The organism is Mesorhizobium sp. M7D.F.Ca.US.005.01.1.1 (genome assembly GCF_003952545.1).
Classification (GTDB): domain Bacteria; phylum Pseudomonadota; class Alphaproteobacteria; order Rhizobiales; family Rhizobiaceae; genus Mesorhizobium; species Mesorhizobium loti.
Genome location: NZ_CP034453.1, coordinates 1,939,329 through 1,960,589, shown reverse-complemented (window position 1 = coordinate 1,960,589; position 21,261 = coordinate 1,939,329). Strand labels below are relative to the sequence as shown.

Sequence of the window (21,261 nt, the reverse complement as noted above, 5' to 3'; positions counted from 1 at the left end):
TCAGCTTGCCCCGTAAAGCATCTCATCCTGGAGTCGGCGCAAGGCGAACAGCCTCGTCGTCTGATCGGGTGACGCATTGTCGGCGGTCAGCAATTCGCCTTTCCTGACCGGTTTCAGCACCTTGCCGCCCTCGAGCAGGCCGACCGGCACGGCGCGCCGGGCACGGGCTTCGCCGACGGTCATGGTCCAGGAACGGTAGCAGGTCTCGCCGATCGCATCGAAGGTCTCGCCAGCGGCAAGGTCGCGCTTGGCGACGGCACAGACTTCGGCCACCGGCCTTGGCAGCGGTACCATGTCGGGCTTGCCGAACAGCACGATGCGGGCTGCCGTCAGCGGCACTTCCAGCGACGTCAGATGATAGGGCCGGAACAGGCTGTAGTAAGGACCGTGGCCGATATGCAGATCGTCCATGCGCTCGATGATGCGCGGATGCGTCGCCTCGACGATGACGAAGACGCCGGGCGCGACGCCTTTGCCGACCGTGTAGTCGACGACGCCTTTCTTCAGCAACAGACCGCCATCCTCACGCGGAATGAGCACCTTGGCGAGATCGTCGCGGTCGGCCTTGGGGCCGTGCATGCCGGGCACATCGGGCACGAGCCCGGTGGCGTTGGCGATGGCGCACATCTCGACCATGGTCTTGGAGCCATCCACGAACTCGACCAGCATGCGCGGGTTCATGTTGCGGCGGATCGCTTCCTCGCGATAGTCATCGGGCACGGCGTCGTGGTTGAGCGGGTTGTTCTTGCCCTTGCCGGCTGAGACGATGGTTAGCCCGAGCGCCGACGCGAACTCGATCAGCTCCATGCAGCTCGACGGCTCGTCGCCAGCACCCACCGAATAAACGACGCCAAGCCGGTCAGCCTGCTGTTTGAGGTAGCAGCCGATGGTGACGTCGGCCTCGACGTTCATCATCACCAGATGCTTGCCGTGCTCCATCGCCGACAGGCAGAAATCGGCGGCAACACCCGGCTTGCCAGTGGCGTCGATGACGACGTCGATCAACGGATTGGTGACCAGCATCTCGTTGGAGGTGATGGCGATCTTGCCACTCTCTATGGCGCCGGTGACTTTCGACGTGGTGTCGGCTTCGACCGCCATGGCTTCATCGCCATAGGCGATGCGGATGGCATCGCGCGCGGTGTGCGGGCGGCGTGTCGAGACGGCGCAGACCGAAATGCCCGGCATCAGCATGCCTTGCGTGACCAGATCGGTGCCCATCTCGCCCGAGCCAATGACGCCGATGCGCACAGGGCGGCCCTCGGCGGCACGCCTGGCGAGATCGCGGGCAAGGCCGGTCAGGGCGACATTGGTCATGCAGGAATGTCCACAGCTTCGTGATTTATGGTCGGATAGCAGGGAACCGGCTCCATTTGCCAACGAAACCGTTGGCGACCGGCATTTTCCAGCGAAATCGCCCGAACAAGGGACATTCGTCCCGGGCGATTGGCACAAAGGGTTGCCAATTGACATTGTCGTGAACAGCCACAATAAAACATTCGTTCGCCAACAAAGGCAAATGTTCATCGACAGATCGGAGAGCATGCGCCTCGCGGCGGACTGGGGAGTGTCTTTGCGCCAGGGTGGCGTCAAAGGCTGGATGGAGCATCATTGCGAGGCGTCGAGCGAAGGCTCGGGGGCTCCAGGGGAGGAATAATGGATACTGTTCTCGCGGGCCTCAAAGGGGCCATCGACACGCTCGGCCCGACGATCCTGCTACCGATCGTCATTTTTATCATTGCCGTGGTTCTGGGCGCCAAGGTCAGCAAGGCTTTTCGCGCCGCCGTCACCATCGGCGTCGCCTTCATCGGCATCAATCTCGTGCTTGGCCTCATGTTCACGTCGATCGGAGACGTTGCCAAGGCCATCGTCACCAACACCGGCATCCATCGCGACATCATCGATGTCGGCTGGCCTTCGGCCGCGGCGATCGCCTTCGGCTCATCGGTCGGCCTGTGGGTCATTCCGGTCGGCATCCTCGTCAACATCGTGCTGCTGCTGACACGCATGACGCGCACGCTCAATGTCGACGTCTGGAATTTCTGGCATTTCGCCTTTGTCGGCTCACTGGTCGTCGCCGCGACAGACAATCTGGCCTATGGCATCGCGGTCGCAGCACTTGTCGCCGCGCTGTCGCTGCTCTTCGCCGACTGGTCGGCACGCGCGGTGCAGCAATTCTACGGCGTGCCCGGCATTTCCGTGCCGCACCTCGCCTCCGCGCAGATCCTGCCGATCGCCATTGTGCTCAACTGGATCATGGACCGCATTCCCGGCATCAACCGCATCAACATCAACACCGATACGATCGAGCGCAGGTTCGGCGTGTTCGGAGAACCTGTCGTGATGGGCCTGATCATCGGCCTCGTGCTCGGCGCGATCGCCTTCTACAATGCGGGTGATCTCAGCGTGGTGCTGGCAAAAATTCTGGGCACCGGCATGACGTTGGCGGCGGTCATGCTGCTGCTGCCGCGCATGGTCAAGATACTGATGGAGGGCCTGCTCCCGGTTTCCGACGCAGCCCAGGCGTTCGTACGCAAGCGCACCGGCGACCGCGAGCTGCTTGTTGGCCTCGATTCGGCGATCCTGATCGGCCATCCGGCCGCGATCTCGTCGTCGCTGATCCTGGTGCCGATCGCGATCATCCTGTCCATCATCCTGCCAGGCAACCGCGTCATCCTGTTCGCCGACCTGGCGGTCATTCCCTTCATCGTCGCCATGACCGCGCCTCTGGTCAAAGGCAATGTGTTCCGCATGGTGGTGATCGGCACGGTGACGCTGGCCATCGGCTTCTACGTCGCCAACGCGCTGGCGCCGCTGTTCACCAGTGCTGCCGTCGCTTCGGGTTTCAAGCTGCCGGCGGACGCGCTGCAGATCACCTCGGTGGTCGACGGTTTCCTGTGGGTGCCTTACGTGATCATCGAGGCGATCCAGGGAATGGGGCTTGTCGGCATCATCGTGATCGCGGTGGTCATCGCGGCATTGTTTGTCCTCTACCGCCGCAATCCGCTCGGCTGGGAACGGGCCGCGGGCGCCGAGGACGAGCCGGCCGAAGAGACGGTCTGAACCTGATAGCGCCTTGCGTTTGAACCGATCGTGCGCCCTTCACGGGCGCACGATTTCATCGACGGAGCAAAGAAATGCCTGACGGCCTCATGCAGCTTCTGGATCCCGAAGCGATCGTGCTCGGATCCGATGCATCGACCAATGAGGAGATCATCCGCATCCTGGCGGGCCGGCTCGAGATGCTTGGTTATGTCAAAAGCTCCTATGCCGACGCGGTCGTGCGCCGCGAATTGACCATCCCGACAGGACTGCCGCTGGAGCGCCCCGACAATGTCGCGGTGCCGCACACCGATCCGGAGCATGTGCTGAAACCGGGCATCGCGATGGGCACATTGAAGCAACCGGTAACCTTCGCCAACATGGAAGACCCCGACGAGATGCTGCCGGTCGGCTTTGTCTTCCTGCTTGCCATCAATGACAAGGACAAGCAGATTGAGGCGCTGCAGGCCGTCATGGCCATCATCCAGAATCCGCAAACCTTGGACGGCTTGAGGTCGGCCAGAACCCTCGACGACGTGCGAGCCGTACTCGGCTGAAACAAGGAGAAGCAGAGATGTCCAGACAGAAAACCATTCTCTTTGCCTGCGGCACGGGCATCGCCACCTCGACCGCGGTCAACGTCGCCGTCACCGAGGAAATGAAGAAACGCGGCCTCACCTTCAATGCCCAGCAGGCAAAGGCCACCGAAGTGCCGGGACTGGCCGACAATGTCGACTTCATCGTCGCCACCACTCCGATCTCCGCTTCGGTGACCAAGCCGGTCATCAAAGGCCTCGCCTTCCTCACCGGCATCGGCAAGGACAAGATCCTCGACGAGATCGAGGCGCAATTGCGCAAGTGATGGTCTCGAAGCGTCGCGGAGGCTGGCTCGGCCTCGGTAACAGGACGAGGCTTCAGACCACCCTGACGTAGCTCGTCATTCCCGATTTCTGATGCTCGATGATGTGGCAATGCAGCAGCCAGTCGCCGGGATTGTCGGCGACGAAACCGAGCTGAACCTTCTCGTTGGGCTGGATGAGATAGGTGTCGGAAATGACAGGCTGAACCTGGCGCGTCGAGGATGACAGCACCTTGAAGCTCATGCCGTGCAGATGCATCGGATGGGATTGCGGCGTCAGGTTCTCCATGTCGATGACATAGCTCCTGCCGAGCTTCAATTCGGCCAGCGGGGCGGTCGGATCCGGCGTATCGCCGGGCCAAGGCACCTTGTTGATGGCCCAGAAACTGTAGCCAAGTGAACCGCAGATGCCATCGCTCGGGACGTTTTCCGCCGTGGCGCTGAGCGCCAGGGAAATATGTTGGGCGCTGGCGAGATCCACCTCCGCCACCGGATTGACCTCCAAGAGAGCAACATCACGAATGTCCCGTTTGAGGGAGTTTCCTGTCGCGCGCAGGGTCGCCAGGATTTTTGGCTTGGTGCCCCTGACGTCCCGCAAGCTGACGATAGCGCCCTCGTCGTCGGGCATGCGGATGGCCAGCTCCATGCGCTGACCGGGTCCAAGCAGCAAGGCATCGGGGGAAAAACGCTGCGGTACCGGATTGCCATCCAGCGCGATGACTGACGCCTCGGCGCCATCGACGCGAAAGGCATAGATCCGGGTGACGTCGGTGATGGCGACCCTGAGCCGCACCAGCCCTCCGGCCGGCGCATCATATTGCGGCTGATCGAGCCAGTTGGCGGTGCGCACCGTGCCGTAAGTGCCGGTTTTTGCGGCATCGCGCGGTCGGAACTGATCGATGAACTGGCCATCATCGCCGAGGCGCCAGTCGCGCAGGTTGAGGACGATTTCGGCATCGAATTCCGGATCGCTGGGGTTCTCGACCACGATCACGCCCGTCAGGCCGTGGCCCATCTGCTCCAGCGTGTTGCAATGCGGGTGGTACCAGAAGGTGCCGGCGTCGGGTGGCGTGAAGGCGTAATCGAAATGGTCGCCGGTATAGACGTAGGGCTGGACCAGGAACGGCACGCCGTCCATCTTGTTTGGAACGCGAATGCCGTGCCAGTGGATCGTCGTCGGATCGTCGATGGCGTTGACAAGACGCGCGGCAAAGGGCTCGCCCTTTTTCATCCTGAGCACCGGCGGCATTCCGGCGTTGCCATAGGTCAGCACATCCCTGGTCTGGCCGACATCCATCAGCTTCGTCTGGATCTTTGCCGTCTGCAAAACCACCGGCTCAGGCGTGGCAGCGGCCCAACCGCCAAGCCGACCCAGGGCCGAGAGCCCGATCCCGCCCGCGCCGGCAACCGCAGCCGCTTTCAAAAGCCTGCGGCGTGTGAGTACGGTCATTCGGCGCTCCAACTGCAAAGACGGCTGCCTTGGGTTTATCGCAGCCTTGGATCGTAAGCGAGCAGCCTGTGCAAAACCGGCCTGCTGGCAGTTGAAGCTGTTTCTGGCGCGGCAGATCTACTCAAGATACCAGCCGATGTAGACGGAGGAGCGCGACTATTTCAACCGCGCCCCATAGGCGGCAAGAAACGCTTCGACCGAAGCATCGGCGTGCCGCTCAAGGTCAGCCTTCGAGCGCGGGTTGCTTCCGGTGAACATGGCTTCGTTCATAGGGATCCAGAGAAGCATTCCGAAGAGATGACTGGCCGCCAAACGGGGATCGCTAGTCTGCAACAGGCCTCGACTGGTAAGTTTTTGAAAGCATGATGCCACCGAGGCAAGCATGCGCTCAAAACCTTTTTCATACCAGCTGCGGCCAAGCTGCGGCATTCGATCCGCGTTGGCGATAATCAGACGCCGCAGCTTCAACAAGTTGTCGTCCATCAGCGTCGTTGTCATGCGCCGGGCAAGCTGCTGCAGACCGCCCTCCATGAATTGCGCCTCGGAAAGCAGCATCGTCACGGACTCGACAACGTCATTAGTCAGGCTGGCGGTGGACTCGACGACTTCGCAGAAAAGTGTCTCCTTGTCCCTGAAATGCTTGTAGACGGTCTGCTTGGAAGCTCCTGCCTTGGTGGCGATCTCCTCCATGCTGGTTCCATCATAACCGTTGGCGATAAACGCGGCTGTGGCCGCTTCGATGATTTCACGATCCTTGCGAGCCGACCTGGTCTCACCATTATTTTCCATAGCGCCTCTCAACCAGTACTAGACGGTACCGTTCCCGCATGGTAGCTACGCCGACAGTACTAGACTGGCTAGTACCCGTCAACGAAAGCAAGGCTTGAACCGATGACCAAGATGATCTTCCTCAATCTGCCGGTGCGCGATCTGCAGGCGGCGACCAAGTTCTATCTCGCGATCGGCGGCACGCTGAACCCGCAGTTCTCGAGCGACCAGGCCAGCTCGATCATGTTCTCCGACTCGATTGGGGTCATGTTGCTGACGCACCAACACTACGGCCAGTTCACAGCGCGCCCGATCGGCGACCCCAAGAGTGACAGCCAGATGCTGATCGCGCTCACCACCGACAGCAAGGACGAGGTCAATGCCGTAATCGAGAAGGGCGTGGCGGCAGGCGGTCGCGCCGATCCCAACCCGGTGCAGGATCTCGGTTTCATGTTCAACCGCCACATCGAAGATCCGGATGGCAACGTCTGGGAGCTGCTGTGGATGAACCCGTCCGCCATGCAATAGCCCACTGGAATCGAAGCGGGCCAGGATGACAATGGAGAAGCGATTGGCATTCGCCTGTCGCTTCTCCATCAGACGCGCGCCGGCATCAGCTATTCAGCCGCCTCGGCATAGTGCGCCGGCAGGTAGTTGAGGATGGGGCCGAGCCAGCGCTCGACCTCGGCCAACGGCATGTCCTTACGAACAGCATAGTCCTCGACCTGGTCGCGTTCGACCTTGGCGACGCCGAAGTAATAGCTTTCGGGATGCGAGAGATAGATCCCCGATACGGACGAGCCCGGCCACATCGCGTAGCTTTCGGTCAGGCTCACGTCGGCATTGGCTTCGCCGTCGAGCAGCCGGAACAGTGTGGCCTTTTCAGTATGGTCGGGCTGCGCCGGATAGCCGGGCGCCGGGCGGATGCCGCGATAGGGTTCGCCGATCAGCTCGTCGGGCGCCAGCGCTTCGTCTGGCACGTAGCCCCAGAACTCCTTGCGCACCTTCTCATGCATGCGCTCGGCAAAGGCTTCGGCGAAGCGGTCGGCCAGCGCCTTGACCATGATCGAGGAATAGTCGTCATTGGCGCGCTCGAAGCGCTCTGATATCGCCACCTCCTCGATGCCGGCGGTGACGATGAAGCCGCCGATGTAGTCGGGCTTGCCGCTATCCGCTGGCGCGACGAAATCCGACAGCGCGACATTGGCCTTGCCGTCGCGCTTGGTCAATTGCTGGCGTAAGGTGAAGAACGTCGCCAGTTCCTGCGAGCGTGCCTCGTCCGTGAACAGCCTGATGTCGTCGCCAACGGCATTGGCCGGCCAGAAGCCGATGACACCGCGCGGCGCGAACCATTTTTCGGCAATGATCTTCTTCAGCATCGCCTGCGCATCTTCGAACAGCTGGCGCGCGGCGGCGCCTTGCGCCTCGTCTTCGAGTATCTTGGGATAGCGGCCCTTCAGCTCCCAGGTCTGGAAGAACGGTGTCCAATCGATGTAGCGCGCGAGTTCGGTGAGGTCCCAGTTCTCGAACACCTTCACGCCGGTAAAAGACGGCTTAGGCGGCTCATATTCAGACCAGTCTATCCGATGCGCGTTGGCCCTCGCCTTGGTCAGCGGCAGCCGCTGCTTGTCGGCTTCGGAGCGGGCATGCGCATCGGCGACCTTCTTGTATTCGGCCCGCACGGCGTCGACATAGTCAGCCTTGCTGTCATTTGACAGCAAGGCTGACACCACGCCGACTGCCCGGCTGGCGTCGTTGACATAGACGGTCTGGCCCCTGGTGTAGCGCGGATGGATCTTCACCGCCGTGTGCACGCGGCTGGTCGTCGCGCCGCCGATCAGCAGCGGAATGTCGAAGCCTTCGCGCTCCATCTCGGCGGCCATGTGCGCCATCTCGTCGAGCGAAGGCGTGATCAAGCCGGACAGGCCGATAATGTCGACTTGTCTCTCGCGCGCCGTCTGCAGGATTTTTGCCGCCGGCACCATGACGCCGAGATCGATGATCTCGTAATTGTTGCAGGCCAGCACGACGCCAACGATGTTCTTGCCGATGTCGTGGACATCGCCCTTCACCGTCGCCATCAGGATCTTGCCCGCTGTCTGGCGTTCGCCATTGTCGATGCCATTGGCGGCGTTGGCTAGCTTCTCGGCCTCCATATGCGGCAGCAATCCGGCCACCGCCTGCTTCATCACCCGCGCCGACTTCACCACTTGCGGCAGGAACATCTTGCCCGCGCCGAACAGATCGCCGACGACGTTCATGCCAGCCATCAGCGGGCCTTCGATGACATGCAGCGGGCGCTCGGCCGCCAGCCTGGCTTCCTCGGTGTCGGCGTCGATGAATTCGGTGATGCCATTGACCAGCGCATGGCTGATCCGCTGTTCGACTGTCCATTCGCGCCAGGCAAGATCGCGCTCCTTGGCTTCCTGGCCCACCGTGCCCTTGAAGCGTTCGGCGATCTCCAGCATGCGTTCGGTGGCGGTGCCGCCGGCCTTGGGCACACGGTTGAGCACGACATCCTCGCAGGCCTCGCGCAGCGCCGGCTCGATCGTGTCGTAGACGGCGAGTTGACCGGCATTGACAATGCCCATGTCCATGCCGTGCTGGATGGCATGGTAGAGGAACACGGCATGCATGGCCTCGCGCACCGGCTCATTGCCGCGGAACGAGAAGGACAGGTTCGACACGCCGCCGGAAATGTGGACATGCGGCAGCGTGCCGGTGATCTCGCCCGTCGCCTCGATGAAGTTGACGCCGTAATTGTCGTGCTCCTCGATGCCGGTGGCGATGGCGAACACGTTCGGATCGAAGACGATATCCTCGGGCGGGAAGCCGGCCTGCTCGGTCAAGAGCTTGTAGGCGCGGGTGCAGATCTCGACCTTGCGCGCTTTGGTGTCGGCCTGGCCGTCTTCGTCGAAGGCCATGACGACCACCGCCGCGCCATAGGCGCGCACGAGCCTTGCATGATGCAGGAACGCAGCCTCGCCTTCCTTCATCGAGATGGAGTTGACCAGCGGCTTGCCCTGCACGCATTTCAGGCCAGCCTCGATGATCTCCCATTTCGAACTGTCGACCATGACGGGAACGCGGGCGATGTCCGGCTCGGCGGCGATCAGGTTGAGATAATCGACCATCGCCTTCTTCGAATCGATCAGCCCCTCATCCATGTTGATGTCGATGATCTGGGCGCCATTGGCGACCTGATCGCGCGCCACGTCGAGCGCGGCGACATAGTCGCCCGCCGTGATCAGTTTTCTGAACTTGGCCGAGCCGGTGACATTGGTGCGCTCGCCGACATTGACGAAGGGAATCTCGTCGGTGAGCGTGAACGGCTCCAGTCCGGACAGGCGCATCCTGGGCTCGATCTCCGGAATGGCGCGCGGCGGATATTTCTTCACCGCTTCGGCGATGGCGCGGATGTGATCCGGCGTCGAGCCGCAGCAGCCGCCGACGACATTGACCAGTCCCTCACGGGCGAAATCCTCGATCTGCGCGGCCATGAATTCCGGGCTCTCGTCATACCGGCCGAATTCATTGGGCAGGCCGGCATTCGGATAGGCGCAGGTGAAGGTGTTGGCGACGCCTGATATTTCGGCCAGATGGTCACGCATGGCGTTGGCGCCGAGCGCGCAGTTGAGGCCGATGGTGAAGGGGCTGGCATGGCGCACCGAATGCCAGAAGGCCGTCGGCGTCTGGCCCGACAGCGTGCGGCCGGAGAGATCCGTGATGGTGCCGGAGATCATCACCGGCAGGCGCACGCCCTTCTCGATGAAGATCTCTTCTGCCGCGAAGATCGCCGCCTTGGCGTTCAGCGTGTCGAAGATGGTCTCGATCAGGATGATGTCGGCTCCACCATCGATCAACCCCCGCAACTGCTCGCCATAGGCGAGGCGCAGATCGTCGAAGGTCACGGCACGATAGCCGGGATTGTTCACATCCGGCGACATCGAGGCGGTGCGGTTGGTCGGCCCGAGCGCGCCGGCGACGAAACGGCGCTTGCCGTCCTGCTGCTCGGCACGAATAGCGGCGCGCCGCACCAGTCGCGCGCCATCGCGATTTAGCGCGTAGACGGCATCCTCCATGCCGTAATCGGCCTGGGCGATCGAGGTCGAGGAGAAAGTGTTGGTCTCCAAGATGTCGGCGCCTGATAAGGCGTACTGATAGTGGATTTCCTCGATCGCCCCAGGCTGGGTCAGGATCAGAAGATCGTTGTTGCCTTGCTGGTGGCAGGCGCAGCCGGCGAAGGCCTCGCCGCGAAACTGGTCCTCGTCAAAGCCGAGGCCCTGGATCTGCGTGCCCATGGCACCGTCAAGGATGAGGATGCGTTCGCGCGCCGCCGCCGTGAGCGCAGCAAGCACTTCCGACCCGTCGGATTTTGCCGCGACGGGGCCGAACAATGCGTCCAGCGATGCAGAATTCTGCGACATTTTTTATCCCTTTGGCGACAAGCTTTTCATGTCACATAAGGATATCTTTATGTCAATATACGACAGACGCTCATGATTGTCACCCACCCGCCACGAAGGCGGGGTCCGGGGCGCCGGTTTTCTGACGGACCTACGCTCTGTCGACGCTTGCCAGGAAGCGGGCGAAGATCGGATTGAAGCGATCCGGCGAATCCCAGAATGGCGCATGGCCGGATTTGTCGAGCAAATGGGCCCTGCCTTCCCACAGGTTGGAGAACTTCACCGTCGCGACGAAATCGGTGTCGACGAATGGCTCGTCGACACCGTTCAGAACGGCGATCGGCGGCGTCTTGCCGGCGACGATCTCGCGCTGGTTCCTGCCGGTGCCGGCCGCGAATTTTTCGAACATCAGGCGCCGCGCGCGTCCGTCGGTGCGCGCCACCGTGTCAATGAGAACCGGTTCGAACGGCTCGCCGCAGGTGCTGCGCGCATAGGCCTCGACATCGGCGGCACTGAAGGTTTCCTGTCCGGCAAGGTGCATATGCGGGCTCGGCTTGAAGCCGTTGCCGACCTCGTCAGGTGATACCGGCGGCGTGCCGGTGATCATCAGCCCGAGCAGGCCGGGAAAGCGGTCGATCATTTCAAGCCCGATATGGCCGCCGAGCGACCAGCCGAAGACTATGGCCTTGTCGACACCGAGCAGCCCGAGCACTTCGGTCATGGCATCGGCATAGCCTTCCATGCTGTAGGAACGCTCCGGATCGATCGCATCGCCGGACGCTCCGTGGCCGGGCAGATCGGGAGCGATGATGTGGTAGCGCTCGCCTAGCGGGCTCTCCAACTGGTTGCGGAAAACGGCGCTGGAAGACGAATTGCCGTGGATCAGCATGACAGTGGTTCCCTGGCCGCCGGTCTGGCGCACCGCGATCTTGCCGTGGCTGGTTTCAAGGGTCTTCTGCGAGATCGTCATTGTCGGCTCCGTCTGGAATTGCCCTGTTTTGAAGCAGCTGCGCAACAAAGCACCACTGTCTCCCATGTCCCGCCGGTAAACATTTCTCGGTCAGGTTACGCTGAAAAATCCTTTTCAAATAAGAACAATTATGCGTAGATTGTCAATTATCCAACTCCCGATGAACGGGAGGAAAACAGGGAACAGCACGATGAAGCCGAAATCCGCCGCAAGTCGAATCCGCCATATCCTGATGAGCACGACGCTGATCGGCATGTTTGCCGCATCAGGCGCGCCCGCTTTCGCCGAGGTCGTCAAGATCGGCCTGCTTGCGCCGCTAACCGGGCCGGCCGCGGCGGACGGCCAGGAGTTCCAGCGTGGCGTGCAGATGGCCATCGACGAGGCGAACGCAGCCGGCGGCGTTGCCGGGGATACGTTCGAACTGGTGGTCGGCGACGTCAAGGATCAGTCCGCCGGCAACGTCACCAGTGCGGTCGAGCGCCTGCTTGGCGATCCGGGCGTGCATTTCATGCTGACGGGCTATGCCAGCCTGACCAATTTCGAGATCGACAACATGGCCGAGGCTGACATGCCTTACATGCTGGCGGCCACCTCGCAGCAGACCAGGGACATCATCGCACCGAGCCCCGACAAATACATGTGCTGCTGGTCGCTGACGCCTTCCTTCGACGCCTACAACACCGACGTCACCCTGTTCGTCGAGAAGCTCGCGGCCGACGGCAAGATCACCTTGCCAACCAAGAAGGTCGCCATCATCTCCTCCGACAATGCCTATTCGAAGACCATCTCCGAAGGCATGAAGAAGACCTTCAAGGAGAAGGGCTGGACCATCACCGTCGACGAGATCGTGCCCTTCGGCGAAGTGACCGACTGGCGTTCGATCCTGGCCAAGGTGCGCGAGAACGTTCCCGACGTCGTCATCAACACCGACTATCTGCCGGGCAATTCGGCGTCCTTCCTCAACCAGTTCCTCGAGCAGCCGACCAAGAGCCTCGTCTTCCTGCAATATGCACCGAGCGTTCCGGAATTCGTCGAACTGACCGGCAAGAAGTCGGATGGTGTCATCTACAATCTGCTCGGCGGTGCGCTTACCACCCCGAAGAACCCGCGCGCCGATGAGGTGGCGGCCAAGTTCAAGGTAAAATACGGCGTCGAGAGCGGCACCTATGGCGTCGGCCTCTACGAAATGACCAATGTCTATTTCGACGCGGTCAAGAAGGTCGGCGGCGCATCCGACCATGCGGCGATCATGAAGGCGTTGTCGGAGACCGACAAACAGGTCGCCGAAGGGCGGCTGAAATTCGATCCCGCCACCCACCTTGCCATACAGGGCGACGACTACATCCCGATCACCTTCTTCCAGATCTGGGACGGCCAGCGCACGCTGATCTCGCCGGAGAAATACGCCACCGGCGCCTTCAAGCTCCAGCCCTGGATGAAGTGAGGAATGGCCCTGCTTGAACTGGACGACGTGTCGAAGGCCTTCGGTTCGCTGAAGGCCGTCGATGGCGTGTCGTTCAAGGTCGAGGCCGGCGAGATCTTCGGCATCGCCGGCCCGAACGGCAGCGGCAAGAGCACGCTGTTCAACATCATCACCGGCATCCCGTTTGGCCCTGACCGGGGCAGCGTCCGGTTTGACGGCAATGCCATAAACGGCAAATCGGGACACGTCATCGCGCGCCTCGGCCTTGCCCGTACGTTTCAGCGCGAGACCAGCTTCGACGGGTTGACCGTGTTCGAGAACGCGCTGATCGGCGCCAGCTACGGCAAGCAGGAAAAAACGGCGGCCACGGCCCGCAATGCGGCCGCCGAGGCGCTGGAGTTCGTCGGCCTGGGGTCCGCTTCCTTCGGGCGGCTTGCCGGCGAATTGTCCGTCTTCGAGCGCAAGTGCCTGATGCTTGCCACCGCGATCGCCATGCAGCCGCGCATGCTCTTGCTTGACGAACCGGCGTCGAGCCTGACCAAGCCCGAGATCGAGACATCGATCGGCCTGATCCGTCGCACCGCCGAACGCGGCATCACCATCCTTTTGATCGAACACGTGCTGACCTTCCTGATGAGCCTTTCGCAGCACTTGTTGGTGCTCAACAATGGCCGCGTTCTGGCCGCCGGCGACCCGGCCGGCGTGATTGCCGACCCGCGCGTCATCGAGGCCTATCTCGGCACCAGGAGGTCGGCGGCGTGAACCCCATTCTCAGCGTCGAAGGCGTCACCGCCGGCTATGGCCGCGTCACCGTGCTGCAAGATATCTCGCTGGAGGCCGGCCGCTTCGGCAATGTCGGCCTGTTCGGCCCCAACGGCCATGGCAAGACGACGCTGCTGCGCGCCATCTCCGGGCTGTTGCAGCCGAAGAGCGGCCGTATCCTGTTCGACGGACAGGATATTGTCGGCCACAGCGCGCGCGCCATCGTCGGCGCCGGCCTGATCCATGTGCCGCAAGGCAACCGGCTGTTTCCCGATCTCTCCATCGCCGACTGCATGGCACTCGGCGCTTATTCGCCGCGCGCGCGGCCGCATGAGGCGGAGAACCGCGAGAAGGTGATCAAGCTGTTCCCCAAACTGGCGGAACGCTGGCGCCAGCGCGTGCGCACGCTGTCGGGCGGCGAGCGCCAGATGGTGTCGATCGGCACGGCATTGATGAGCCATCCGCGCCTGCTGATCCTCGACGAACCGACGCTTGGGCTGGCGCCCAAGATCAAGGACGAACTCTGCGCCTCCGTCATGGACATTTCGCGCGGCGGCGTGCCGCTCATCGTCGTCGAGCAGGACATCGAATTCCTGCTGGAGCTGACGCAGCAACTCTACCTCGTCAATCATGGCGCGGTGGCGACCGAGATCAAGCCGGGCGAAAGCCTCGACCACGGCGAGATCATGTCGATGTATTTTGGCCATTAGGAACTTGGGAATGAGCGCATTGGCGGAAATCCTGTTCGGCGGCCTATTCCAGGGCTCCCTCTACGCCATGATGGCAGTCGGGCTCGCGCTCGTCTGGACGACGATCGGCGTGTTCAATTTCAGCCATGGCGTGTTCATGATGCTGGGCGCCTACATCGCCTGGCAGCTGGTCGAACTCGGCCTGCCGGCGGCGGTCGCCTTTCCGATTGCCGTCGTCGTCATGGCCGGCGTCGGCTGGATCCTGCAGGCGAGCGTCGTGCGGCCGCTGATCGGCCGGCCCAACATCGTGCTGGTCGTCGTCATCACCACGCTGGCGGCCGGTTCGCTGATCGAGAACGGAGCCTTGACCATCTGGGGGCCGCGCTCGAAGCAGATCCCTGCCCTGATCGCCGGCAACACCACCATCGGCGGCGTCGGCGTGTCGCTGCACCAGATCGCCATCATCGTCATCACGCCGCTGATCCTGGCAGCGCTTTGGATGTTCCTCAACCGTACACGGCTTGGGCTAGCGTTGCGCGCCGTGGCGCAGAACGAAGACGCAAGCCACCTTGTCGGGCTGAACGTCACGGCCCTCTACGGGCTGGCCTTCGCCATCGCTGCTTCGCTGGCCGGTCTCGCCGGCATCTTCATGGGCGGCTATCGCTTCATGTCACCGGTGATGGGCAGCGACCCGCTGCTCAAGGCGCTGATCGTCGTCGTCTTCGGCGGCATATCGAGCATTTCAGGACCGATCTTCGCCGCCTATCTGATCGGCTTCTTCGAAGCCGCCTGCAGCTACTATTTCGGCCTCTACTGGACGCCGGCCCTGCTGTTCGGCGTGCTTATCCTGACCCTGATGGTGCGCCCCGAGGGCATTTTCGCCAGCCGCTCCCGAGGCCTAGCATGACCGACACGACATCCCCGATGACCCTTAGCCACGCGGAGGCGGCAACCCCTATCGCTCCCGGCCGCACGCCGTGGAAGCACGAGGCCATCGGGTTCGTGCTCGGCTTCGCGCTGCTGGCGCTGCTGCCGCTCATCTTCGGCGACACCTATGCCCGCCACATCCTGATCATGGCCTTCATCTATGCGATCGTCGCCTCGAACTGGGACCTCAGCCTCGGCTATGGCGGTGTCTTCAATTTCGGCCATCTGGCGCTGTTCGGCATCGGCGTCTATGCCTACAGCCTGCTGACCAAGCTGGCCGCATTCGACCCGTGGGTCGCGCTGTTTGCCAGCGGTGTCATCGCCACGCTGGCGGCGATCCTGGTGACCATCCCGATCCTGCGGCTGAAGGGCATCTACATCATCCTGGTCACCTTCGGCTTTGCGCAACTGGTGATGCAGGTGATCATCAGCCAGTCCGCCATCACCGGCGGTACGCAAGGGCTGGTCCGCATTCCCGGACTCTACGTGTTCGACCACAACATGGTCCGTGACGGCAAATCAGCCTATTTCTACATCGCGCTGGCGCTGCTGGTGGCGAGCACGCTGTTCCTGCGCGTGTTCGTGCGCTCACGCGCCGGGGCCAGCATCGTCGCCTTGCGTGACAATGAGGAATACGCCATCAGCCGGGGCGTCTCGATCGTGCGCCAGCGCATGCTGACGCTTGCCGCAAGCGCCTTCTTCACCGGCATCGCCGGCGCCTTCTATGCCGCCTACCAGCGCAACGCCTCGATCGATGTGTTCGGCATGAGTCTCGCGACCATCATCCTGTCGATGGTGCTGCTTGGCGGCACCAGCACCATCTACGGCGCCATCATCGCCTCTTTCGTGCTGACGATCTTCGCCGAATGGATGGCCGATTTCGGCGCGTGGCGGCCGATGATCACGGCGGTGCTGATCATTGGCGTGATGCTGGCCTACCCGAGCGGGCTGGTCGGCATGATCAAGGCTTCATGGGGCGCCCTCGCCGGACGCCTGAAGCGCCCGGCCTGACCGTTTCGAAACGGCGGTCCCGCGTCAGCGGATACCGCACCAGTCGATGACCGAAGCTGCAATCACCTTGGCGGTCTCGACCACCGATTCGACTTCGACATACTCGTCGGAACCATGAAAACCGTCGCCCGACGGACCGAAGATGACGCCGTCGACACCAGCGCCGGCATAGTGCGCCGCATCGCACACGGCGACGAAGCCCCGCGCCTGTGGCGCCTTGCCGACCATGGCCTTGCGCTTCATCAGCGACGTCACCAGAGGATGATCGACCGGCGTGTTCATCGGCGGGAAATACAGGCCGCCGAGTTCCCACTGGATGACAGGCGGATTGTCGCGCAGCCAGGCATCCGTCTGCGCGAAATGATGGACGAAAGTCTCGAAGTCGCGGCGATAGTCGGCCGAGTTCTCGTCCGGCAGGAATTTCATGTCGAGGTCGAGCACGGCGACATCGGGAATGATGGCCGGGTTCGTCATCACCGTCGGCAGGCCGTGTTCGCCAAGGCCGGTGCCGCCATGCATGACGCCGATGTTGATGGTGTTCATGCCGAGCGGCAGCAGCGGATGCGATTTCGCCCGCGTGCAGTCCAGCTCATACTGGCGCACGGCGGCGATGAAGCGGGCGGCGATCTCGATGGCGTTGACGCCTGGCTCCAGCCGGTCCTTGTCGTGGCGCTGCGGATAGATCTCGTTGTAGCGCAGTGCCGAATGGGCGTTGCGGCCACGGATCGTCACCCGCGCCCATTCGAGCCCGCCTTCGACCGGCAGGACATCGCCCCAGGTCGGTTCGGCGACCAGCACCGCCTTGGCGAGCTTGCCCTTCTTCACGGCATCCATGGCGCCGAAGCCGCCGGCTTCCTCGTCGACGACGGAGTGGATGGCCAGCCGGCCCTGCAGTGTGATGCCCGCCTTGCGGATCGCATGTGCTGCAGCGATGCAAGCGGCGACGCCGCCCTTCATGTCGACGGCGCCGCGGCCATAGAGACGGCCATTGGTGATCTCGCCCCCGAACGGATCGACCGACCAATCCTTCATCGCACCGACCGGCACGACGTCGATATGGCCGCACAGGATCAGGCTGCGGTCCTCGTCTCCCGCCCATTCGCCGACCAGATTAGGCCGGCCGGGCAAGGCATCCCATTGCTCGGTCTTGAACCCGTCCTGCTTGAGGATCGGCTCGAGTAGCGCCTGGACATCCGCCTCGCGGTTGATCGCCGGATTGGGCTCGAATTTGGGGTTGACCGAAGGGATACGGACCATGTCGCGGGTCAGCCCGATCAACCAGTCGCGATCGGTCTCGATCTCAGCCTGCACGGCGTCGATGATGGTCTGGTTGTCAGGCATTTCTTGGTTCCTTGCATCGCGACGGCGCCGGGCGCATCGACGCTATTTCCTGGTGGTTTTTGGTTTGACGTCGTCGGCCGATGGCGACAGTGCGGCATCGAGGGTGACGGCATTGGCGCTGCGGATCCTCTCGATGTCCTCGATGCGCTTGCGGACCCCGGCGCCATGGCCCTCCAGCGCATGGGCAAAGACGGTTTCCATCTGGGCGACAGCCGTGGCCAGCGTGTCGAAAGGCGAATTGGCGTCGATCGCCGCAACCATGGTCAGATCGGCGATATCAGCTATCGGCGACAGCCACACATCGGTGAACAGCAGGACGGAGACGCCGCGTTCCTTTGCCTGCTGCGCAAATCTCACCACATCCGACTGATAGCGCCGGTAGTCGAAGACGACGAGCAGGTCGCGTTTGCCAAGGTCGATCAACAGGTCGAAATCGGCAGGGCTCAACGAACCGATGTCGCGCACGCCGGAGCGGAACTGCAGGAGGTAGCCGGCAAGCATGGACGCGATATGCCGGCTGAACCGTCCGCCCAGCAGCACCACCTGGCCCTTGCTTTCGAGCAGCATGTTGACGGCGCGTGTATAGGCCTGCACCGGCACCGCGGTGCGGGTGCGCTCCAGGCTGTCGGAAACCGAATGGAAATAGGCGAGTGCGGTGCCTTCGCTGGAGCCGCCCGGACGCTTGGCCTCCATCATCAAAAGCGGCGAATGCAGCCTAGATTCGACTTCGGTGAGCAGGCGTGCCTGGAAGTCGGCAAAGCCGACATAGCCAAGCTTGGTCATCAGGCGCGTCACACTCGGGTCGCTGACGCCGGCCCGCCGCGCAAGCCTGGTCGCGGTACCCAGCCCCGACATGGGGTAATCGGCGAGCAGGACCTGGACGATCTTCTCTTCCGCGGAGGTGAACGCCACGGTCATGTTGGCCAGTTCTTCACGGATGGACATGGTCATCGCCTATCGCTGACGGAAGATGATTATCTTACAATTTCATGTATGATTGTCAAATTTGGAAATTATCTTACAGGGCTATCTGGGACGATTTCAGGATGGGTTGCGCAATCCCTCTGCGACCCTGCGATCCGTATCGTGCACCACATTTCATGTCAGGTCGAACGGGTGCATTCGCCGTCCACGACACGCCTGCGGCCGCTCTTTATCGGATATGTCAAATCCCGGCCGCGGCCAGCCTATTTGAAGCTGGCGATGGGCAGGAACTTGACCGCGGAGCCGGTGAAGCGGCGGTGATCGGACGTCTGTCCTCGCGGCTGGAATCCGTCGAGATAGATGTGCTCCGGCGCCGTGCGGATGAGATTGGCGGCAATGACGGGCGCAGGCCTGGCTCCACCGGTGATGCCGCGACCTGTCCCAATCGGCCGGCCGGACACCGCGGCTGGCATAATGACGGCGGTGGCTTCGGGATCGAGACGTGGCTGGACGCGGTCGGCCTTCGGGCTGGTCCTGACGCGATCTTCGAGCTTCGATGGGGCAACTGCAACCCGCTGGCCGGCCAGCCTGTCAAGGCCGTCATCGGCGTGGTTCAGGGCCAGCAAGGCACCGATTGCGTCGCGAGATTTGACTGCTTCCGGCTGGCGCGCCGCGCTCGTCTGGCTTTCCGGTCGCCATGTCGGCAACGGGATGTTGAGCGCCACCATGTCCGGCGCGACGCCCGCGGCAGCGGCATCCGCCTTGCCCGCGGGAATTTCGGCATTGGCGGCTGCCGGCTTGGCAGCGGCCAGTTCGGCCCGCGCAGTGGACGCATCGGCGATTGTCAACGGTGCGGTTTCCGGGGTCGGAACGGGTGCCGCAAGCTCGGTGCGCGGTGCGAAGGCGGGCAGCGGCACCGAGCCCGGCGCCATGGCCATGACGATCGCTTCAGGCGTCTTCCCCTTCTGTCCAACTGGCGGTTCCTCGCCTGGATCGCCGGCAGCCATCTGGATGCCCGCCCGCTGGGCATCCTGCGGCGGCACGATAGCGATGCCGGCAGGCCTGGGTTCAACCGATCTGGCCGGCTTGCGCGGTGCCGGCACCGCCTCCGCGACATCATCCGACTCGTCTCCGCCACCCAGAAGCGCCGCCAGCAGGCCGCGCGGCCTGCGTTGGCCGCCGTCGACGCTTGCCAGTTCGATGTTGGGCGTGCCGGCGCCCTTGCGCGATTTGTAGGCGGCAAACGCCTGCTCGTAGCCGGGCAGCGGTTTGCCGTCGCTCGGCACATGCAGTGTGTTGCCGTTGGGAAATACCCTGGCGAGTTCCTGGCGGCTGATGCCCGGCCAATGCCGCACATTGCCGACATCCATATGTATGAAAGGCGAACCGGAGGTCGGGTAATAGCCCACGCCGCCGCCCTGCATCTTGAGGCCGATGTCGCGCAGCTTCTTCAGCGGCACATCCGGCAGGAAGAAATCCATCGCGCGGCCAACCATGTGCTGGCTCTCCCGAGCCACGCCCTTCGAGCGGCTGCGCAGCATTGCGTTCGTCGCCGGCGAACGATAGGCGCTGACCACATGGATATAGGCCGTCGAGCCGCTGGCGCGATAGGCCTGCCACACAAGATCGAGCAGGCGCGGATCCATCTTCGTCGGTTCGTTGCGACGCCAGTCGCGCAGCATGAGATTGATCTTCTTCAATCCCGCCGGATCGTAACGCCCATTGCGCTTGAAGACGATTTCAGCCTTCTCGCCCGTATGAAGATGTTGAATCCTCAAAGCGCGCGTCTCCGCGAACGCGCTGCTGACGCACAGGCAAAGGAACGCCGCCACAATGGCCGGCAGCAATGTCCAACGATGGGAAGCGCCGGGCGCGTTTTGCTCGTTTTCCATCACGTTCATGCCTTGCACGTTCTTCTAGTTTCGGGCGATTTGAGGTCGCCGCCCAGATGAAGAGGCTTTCGGCCTCTAACCGACAGAGCATGGCCTTGACCGGCGCAGGCGCGCATCCATGCCGAAAACACGTCATGTCGATGAACAGCATCTTGGTTAATGAATCGTGTCGGGTGCCGAGAATGCGCTTCGGCTGGAGGTTGCCCTGGCAACTCTTTTCTGGAGCAATGCACTGCTGATCAGGTCTGCCGGCAGAGATGCAGAGGACGAAGGGGGCTAACAAGGATGATGGTTGGAAACTGGTGCTGCGAGAGAGGATTGAACTCTCGACCTCTCCCTTACCAAGGGAGTGCTCTACCACTGAGCTACCGCAGCCGCTGATGGCGGGGCTTCTGCCATATCGAACCGGCAAGCGCAAGGCCAAGTGCAACGCTTCTGTGAAAGGCTTTGCCGGATAGCTTTTAATGACATGGCGGCGCCACAATGTTGGCTATCCCTGAATGGCGAGCTGGCTGGTCGCCAGCCAGGGCGGGACGATGAACGACAAGGTAATTCCACTGAAAAAGGATGGTCCAGCGAAAAAGGGCGGTACCAACCGCAAGGATCGGCTGGCCGAGCAATTGCGCGCCAATCTGCAGAAGCGCAAGGCGCAGTCGCGCTCGCGCCGCACCGGAGAAGCCGACCAGCGACCGGACGGGCTCGCTGCTTCGAAGGAAATGCGGAAAGATTAACTCAAATCGGCCACTCTTGGTTCGGATAGCAGGAAATCCTATTTCTTGAACCAAGCCGGCCAATGG

The 21,261-nt window shown here is 62.5% G+C and carries 18 protein-coding genes and 1 tRNA gene; 10 read left to right on the top strand and 9 right to left on the bottom strand.

The genetic code is table 11. The features are described 5' to 3' along the window. Positions 1-1,317 carry an NAD(P)H-dependent oxidoreductase gene (locus tag EJ076_RS09330; RefSeq protein WP_126067693.1) on the bottom strand — a complete coding sequence of 439 codons (1,317 nt, stop codon included), beginning with the start codon at positions 1,315-1,317 and terminating at the stop codon, positions 1-3. A gap of 339 nt (positions 1,318-1,656) precedes the next feature. Here EJ076_RS09330 and EJ076_RS09325 point away from each other — a divergent pair, with 339 nt between their 5' ends. The 3 genes from EJ076_RS09325 (at position 1,657) to EJ076_RS09315 (ending at position 3,904) form a co-directional block, all read left to right on the top strand. Further along, positions 1,657-3,063: a PTS transporter subunit IIC gene (locus EJ076_RS09325; RefSeq protein WP_126067692.1), complete on the top strand. Its 1,407-nt coding sequence runs from the start codon at positions 1,657-1,659 to the stop codon at positions 3,061-3,063. A 74-nt stretch (positions 3,064-3,137) separates the two neighbouring features. Further along, a complete protein-coding gene (locus EJ076_RS09320) occupies positions 3,138-3,599 on the top strand; it encodes a PTS sugar transporter subunit IIA (protein WP_126067691.1) in 462 nt (153 codons plus the stop codon). Positions 3,600-3,616: 17 nt separating this feature from the next. After that, positions 3,617-3,904 carry a PTS sugar transporter subunit IIB gene (locus EJ076_RS09315; protein WP_056583361.1) on the top strand — a complete coding sequence of 96 codons (288 nt, stop codon included), beginning with the start codon at positions 3,617-3,619 and terminating at the stop codon, positions 3,902-3,904. A 52-nt stretch (positions 3,905-3,956) separates the two neighbouring features. On the opposite strand, the gene EJ076_RS09310 is transcribed toward EJ076_RS09315, so the two are convergent. Continuing rightward, complete coding sequence (locus EJ076_RS09310; RefSeq protein WP_126067690.1) at positions 3,957-5,351, bottom strand: multicopper oxidase family protein; 1,395 nt, start codon at positions 5,349-5,351, stop codon at positions 3,957-3,959. A 156-nt stretch (positions 5,352-5,507) separates the two neighbouring features. After that, complete coding sequence (locus EJ076_RS09305; protein WP_126067689.1) at positions 5,508-6,140, bottom strand: TetR/AcrR family transcriptional regulator; 633 nt, start codon at positions 6,138-6,140, stop codon at positions 5,508-5,510. A 102-nt stretch (positions 6,141-6,242) separates the two neighbouring features. Between EJ076_RS09305 and EJ076_RS09300 the strand changes: the two genes are divergently transcribed. Further along, entirely contained in the window at positions 6,243-6,647 is a 405-nt protein-coding gene (locus EJ076_RS09300) for a VOC family protein (protein WP_126067688.1), read from the top strand. An 89-nt stretch (positions 6,648-6,736) separates the two neighbouring features. Here EJ076_RS09300 and metH read toward each other — a convergent pair whose 3' ends face one another. Together metH and EJ076_RS09290 are read right to left on the bottom strand one after the other, a co-directional pair. Next, complete coding sequence (metH, locus tag EJ076_RS09295; protein WP_126067687.1) at positions 6,737-10,546, bottom strand: methionine synthase; 3,810 nt, start codon at positions 10,544-10,546, stop codon at positions 6,737-6,739. 130 nt (positions 10,547-10,676) lie between these two features. After that, entirely contained in the window at positions 10,677-11,495 is an 819-nt protein-coding gene (locus EJ076_RS09290) for an alpha/beta hydrolase (RefSeq protein WP_126067686.1), read from the bottom strand. A gap of 190 nt (positions 11,496-11,685) precedes the next feature. Between EJ076_RS09290 and EJ076_RS09285 the strand changes: the two genes are divergently transcribed. From EJ076_RS09285 to EJ076_RS09265, 5 genes are read left to right on the top strand one after another with little or no spacing between them, the layout of a single operon-like run. Continuing rightward, a complete protein-coding gene (locus EJ076_RS09285; protein WP_126067685.1) occupies positions 11,686-12,939 on the top strand; it encodes an ABC transporter substrate-binding protein in 1,254 nt (417 codons plus the stop codon). A 3-nt stretch (positions 12,940-12,942) separates the two neighbouring features. Further along, positions 12,943-13,680, top strand: a complete 738-nt coding sequence (locus tag EJ076_RS09280) for an ABC transporter ATP-binding protein (protein ID WP_126067684.1) — start codon at positions 12,943-12,945, stop codon at positions 13,678-13,680. Beyond that, on the top strand, positions 13,677-14,390 hold the full coding sequence (locus EJ076_RS09275; protein WP_126067683.1) for an ABC transporter ATP-binding protein: 714 nt from the start codon (positions 13,677-13,679) through the stop codon (positions 14,388-14,390). Before EJ076_RS09280 ends, EJ076_RS09275 begins: the two co-directional genes overlap by 4 nt. A 10-nt stretch (positions 14,391-14,400) precedes the next feature. Next, positions 14,401-15,276, top strand: coding sequence for a branched-chain amino acid ABC transporter permease (locus EJ076_RS09270; protein WP_126067682.1), 876 nt, complete (start codon positions 14,401-14,403; stop codon positions 15,274-15,276). Further along, the gene (locus tag EJ076_RS09265; protein WP_109670315.1) at positions 15,273-16,307 is read left to right on the top strand and encodes a branched-chain amino acid ABC transporter permease; all 1,035 of its coding nucleotides are present in this window, start codon (positions 15,273-15,275) and stop codon (positions 16,305-16,307) included. Before EJ076_RS09270 ends, EJ076_RS09265 begins: the two co-directional genes overlap by 4 nt. A gap of 24 nt (positions 16,308-16,331) precedes the next feature. Here EJ076_RS09265 and EJ076_RS09260 read toward each other — a convergent pair whose 3' ends face one another. From EJ076_RS09260 to EJ076_RS09245, 4 genes are all read right to left on the bottom strand, one after another. Then, a complete protein-coding gene (locus EJ076_RS09260) occupies positions 16,332-17,648 on the bottom strand; it encodes an ArgE/DapE family deacylase (RefSeq protein WP_126067681.1) in 1,317 nt (438 codons plus the stop codon). A gap of 42 nt (positions 17,649-17,690) precedes the next feature. Beyond that, the gene (locus EJ076_RS09255) at positions 17,691-18,593 is read right to left on the bottom strand and encodes a MurR/RpiR family transcriptional regulator (protein WP_126067680.1); all 903 of its coding nucleotides are present in this window, start codon (positions 18,591-18,593) and stop codon (positions 17,691-17,693) included. Between the two features lie 242 nt (positions 18,594-18,835). Further along, positions 18,836-20,350, bottom strand: a complete 1,515-nt coding sequence (locus EJ076_RS09250; protein ID WP_245462980.1) for a DUF882 domain-containing protein — start codon at positions 20,348-20,350, stop codon at positions 18,836-18,838. A gap of 414 nt (positions 20,351-20,764) precedes the next feature. Continuing rightward, a tRNA-Thr gene (locus EJ076_RS09245) sits at positions 20,765-20,839 on the bottom strand. A gap of 161 nt (positions 20,840-21,000) precedes the next feature. On the opposite strand from EJ076_RS09245, the gene EJ076_RS09240 reads away from it, so the two are divergent. Next, on the top strand, positions 21,001-21,195 hold the full coding sequence (locus tag EJ076_RS09240) for a hypothetical protein (RefSeq protein WP_109670614.1): 195 nt from the start codon (positions 21,001-21,003) through the stop codon (positions 21,193-21,195). Positions 21,196-21,261: the final 66 nt, after the last annotated feature.

Bases quoted from the DNA above. Each gene is read 5' to 3' on its own strand.
- EJ076_RS09305 (WP_126067689.1), bottom strand. From the start codon at position 6,140: ATGGAAAATAATGGTGAGACCAGGTCGGCTCGCAAGGATCGTGAAATC.
- metH (WP_126067687.1), bottom strand. From the start codon at position 10,546: ATGTCGCAGAATTCTGCATCGCTGGACGCATTGTTCGGCCCCGTCGCG.
- EJ076_RS09260 (WP_126067681.1), bottom strand. From the start codon at position 17,648: ATGCCTGACAACCAGACCATCATCGACGCCGTGCAGGCTGAGATCGAG.
- EJ076_RS09270 (WP_126067682.1), top strand. From the start codon at position 14,401: ATGAGCGCATTGGCGGAAATCCTGTTCGGCGGCCTATTCCAGGGCTCC.
- EJ076_RS09285 (WP_126067685.1), top strand. From the start codon at position 11,686: ATGAAGCCGAAATCCGCCGCAAGTCGAATCCGCCATATCCTGATGAGC.
- EJ076_RS09330 (WP_126067693.1), bottom strand. From the start codon at position 1,317: ATGACCAATGTCGCCCTGACCGGCCTTGCCCGCGATCTCGCCAGGCGT.
- EJ076_RS09240 (WP_109670614.1), top strand. From the start codon at position 21,001: ATGAACGACAAGGTAATTCCACTGAAAAAGGATGGTCCAGCGAAAAAG.
- EJ076_RS09320 (WP_126067691.1), top strand. From the start codon at position 3,138: ATGCCTGACGGCCTCATGCAGCTTCTGGATCCCGAAGCGATCGTGCTC.
- EJ076_RS09265 (WP_109670315.1), top strand. From the start codon at position 15,273: ATGACCGACACGACATCCCCGATGACCCTTAGCCACGCGGAGGCGGCA.
- EJ076_RS09315 (WP_056583361.1), top strand. From the start codon at position 3,617: ATGTCCAGACAGAAAACCATTCTCTTTGCCTGCGGCACGGGCATCGCC.
- EJ076_RS09280 (WP_126067684.1), top strand. From the start codon at position 12,943: ATGGCCCTGCTTGAACTGGACGACGTGTCGAAGGCCTTCGGTTCGCTG.
- EJ076_RS09310 (WP_126067690.1), bottom strand. From the start codon at position 5,351: ATGACCGTACTCACACGCCGCAGGCTTTTGAAAGCGGCTGCGGTTGCC.
- EJ076_RS09255 (WP_126067680.1), bottom strand. From the start codon at position 18,593: ATGTCCATCCGTGAAGAACTGGCCAACATGACCGTGGCGTTCACCTCC.
- EJ076_RS09300 (WP_126067688.1), top strand. From the start codon at position 6,243: ATGACCAAGATGATCTTCCTCAATCTGCCGGTGCGCGATCTGCAGGCG.
- EJ076_RS09325 (WP_126067692.1), top strand. From the start codon at position 1,657: ATGGATACTGTTCTCGCGGGCCTCAAAGGGGCCATCGACACGCTCGGC.
- EJ076_RS09290 (WP_126067686.1), bottom strand. From the start codon at position 11,495: ATGACGATCTCGCAGAAGACCCTTGAAACCAGCCACGGCAAGATCGCG.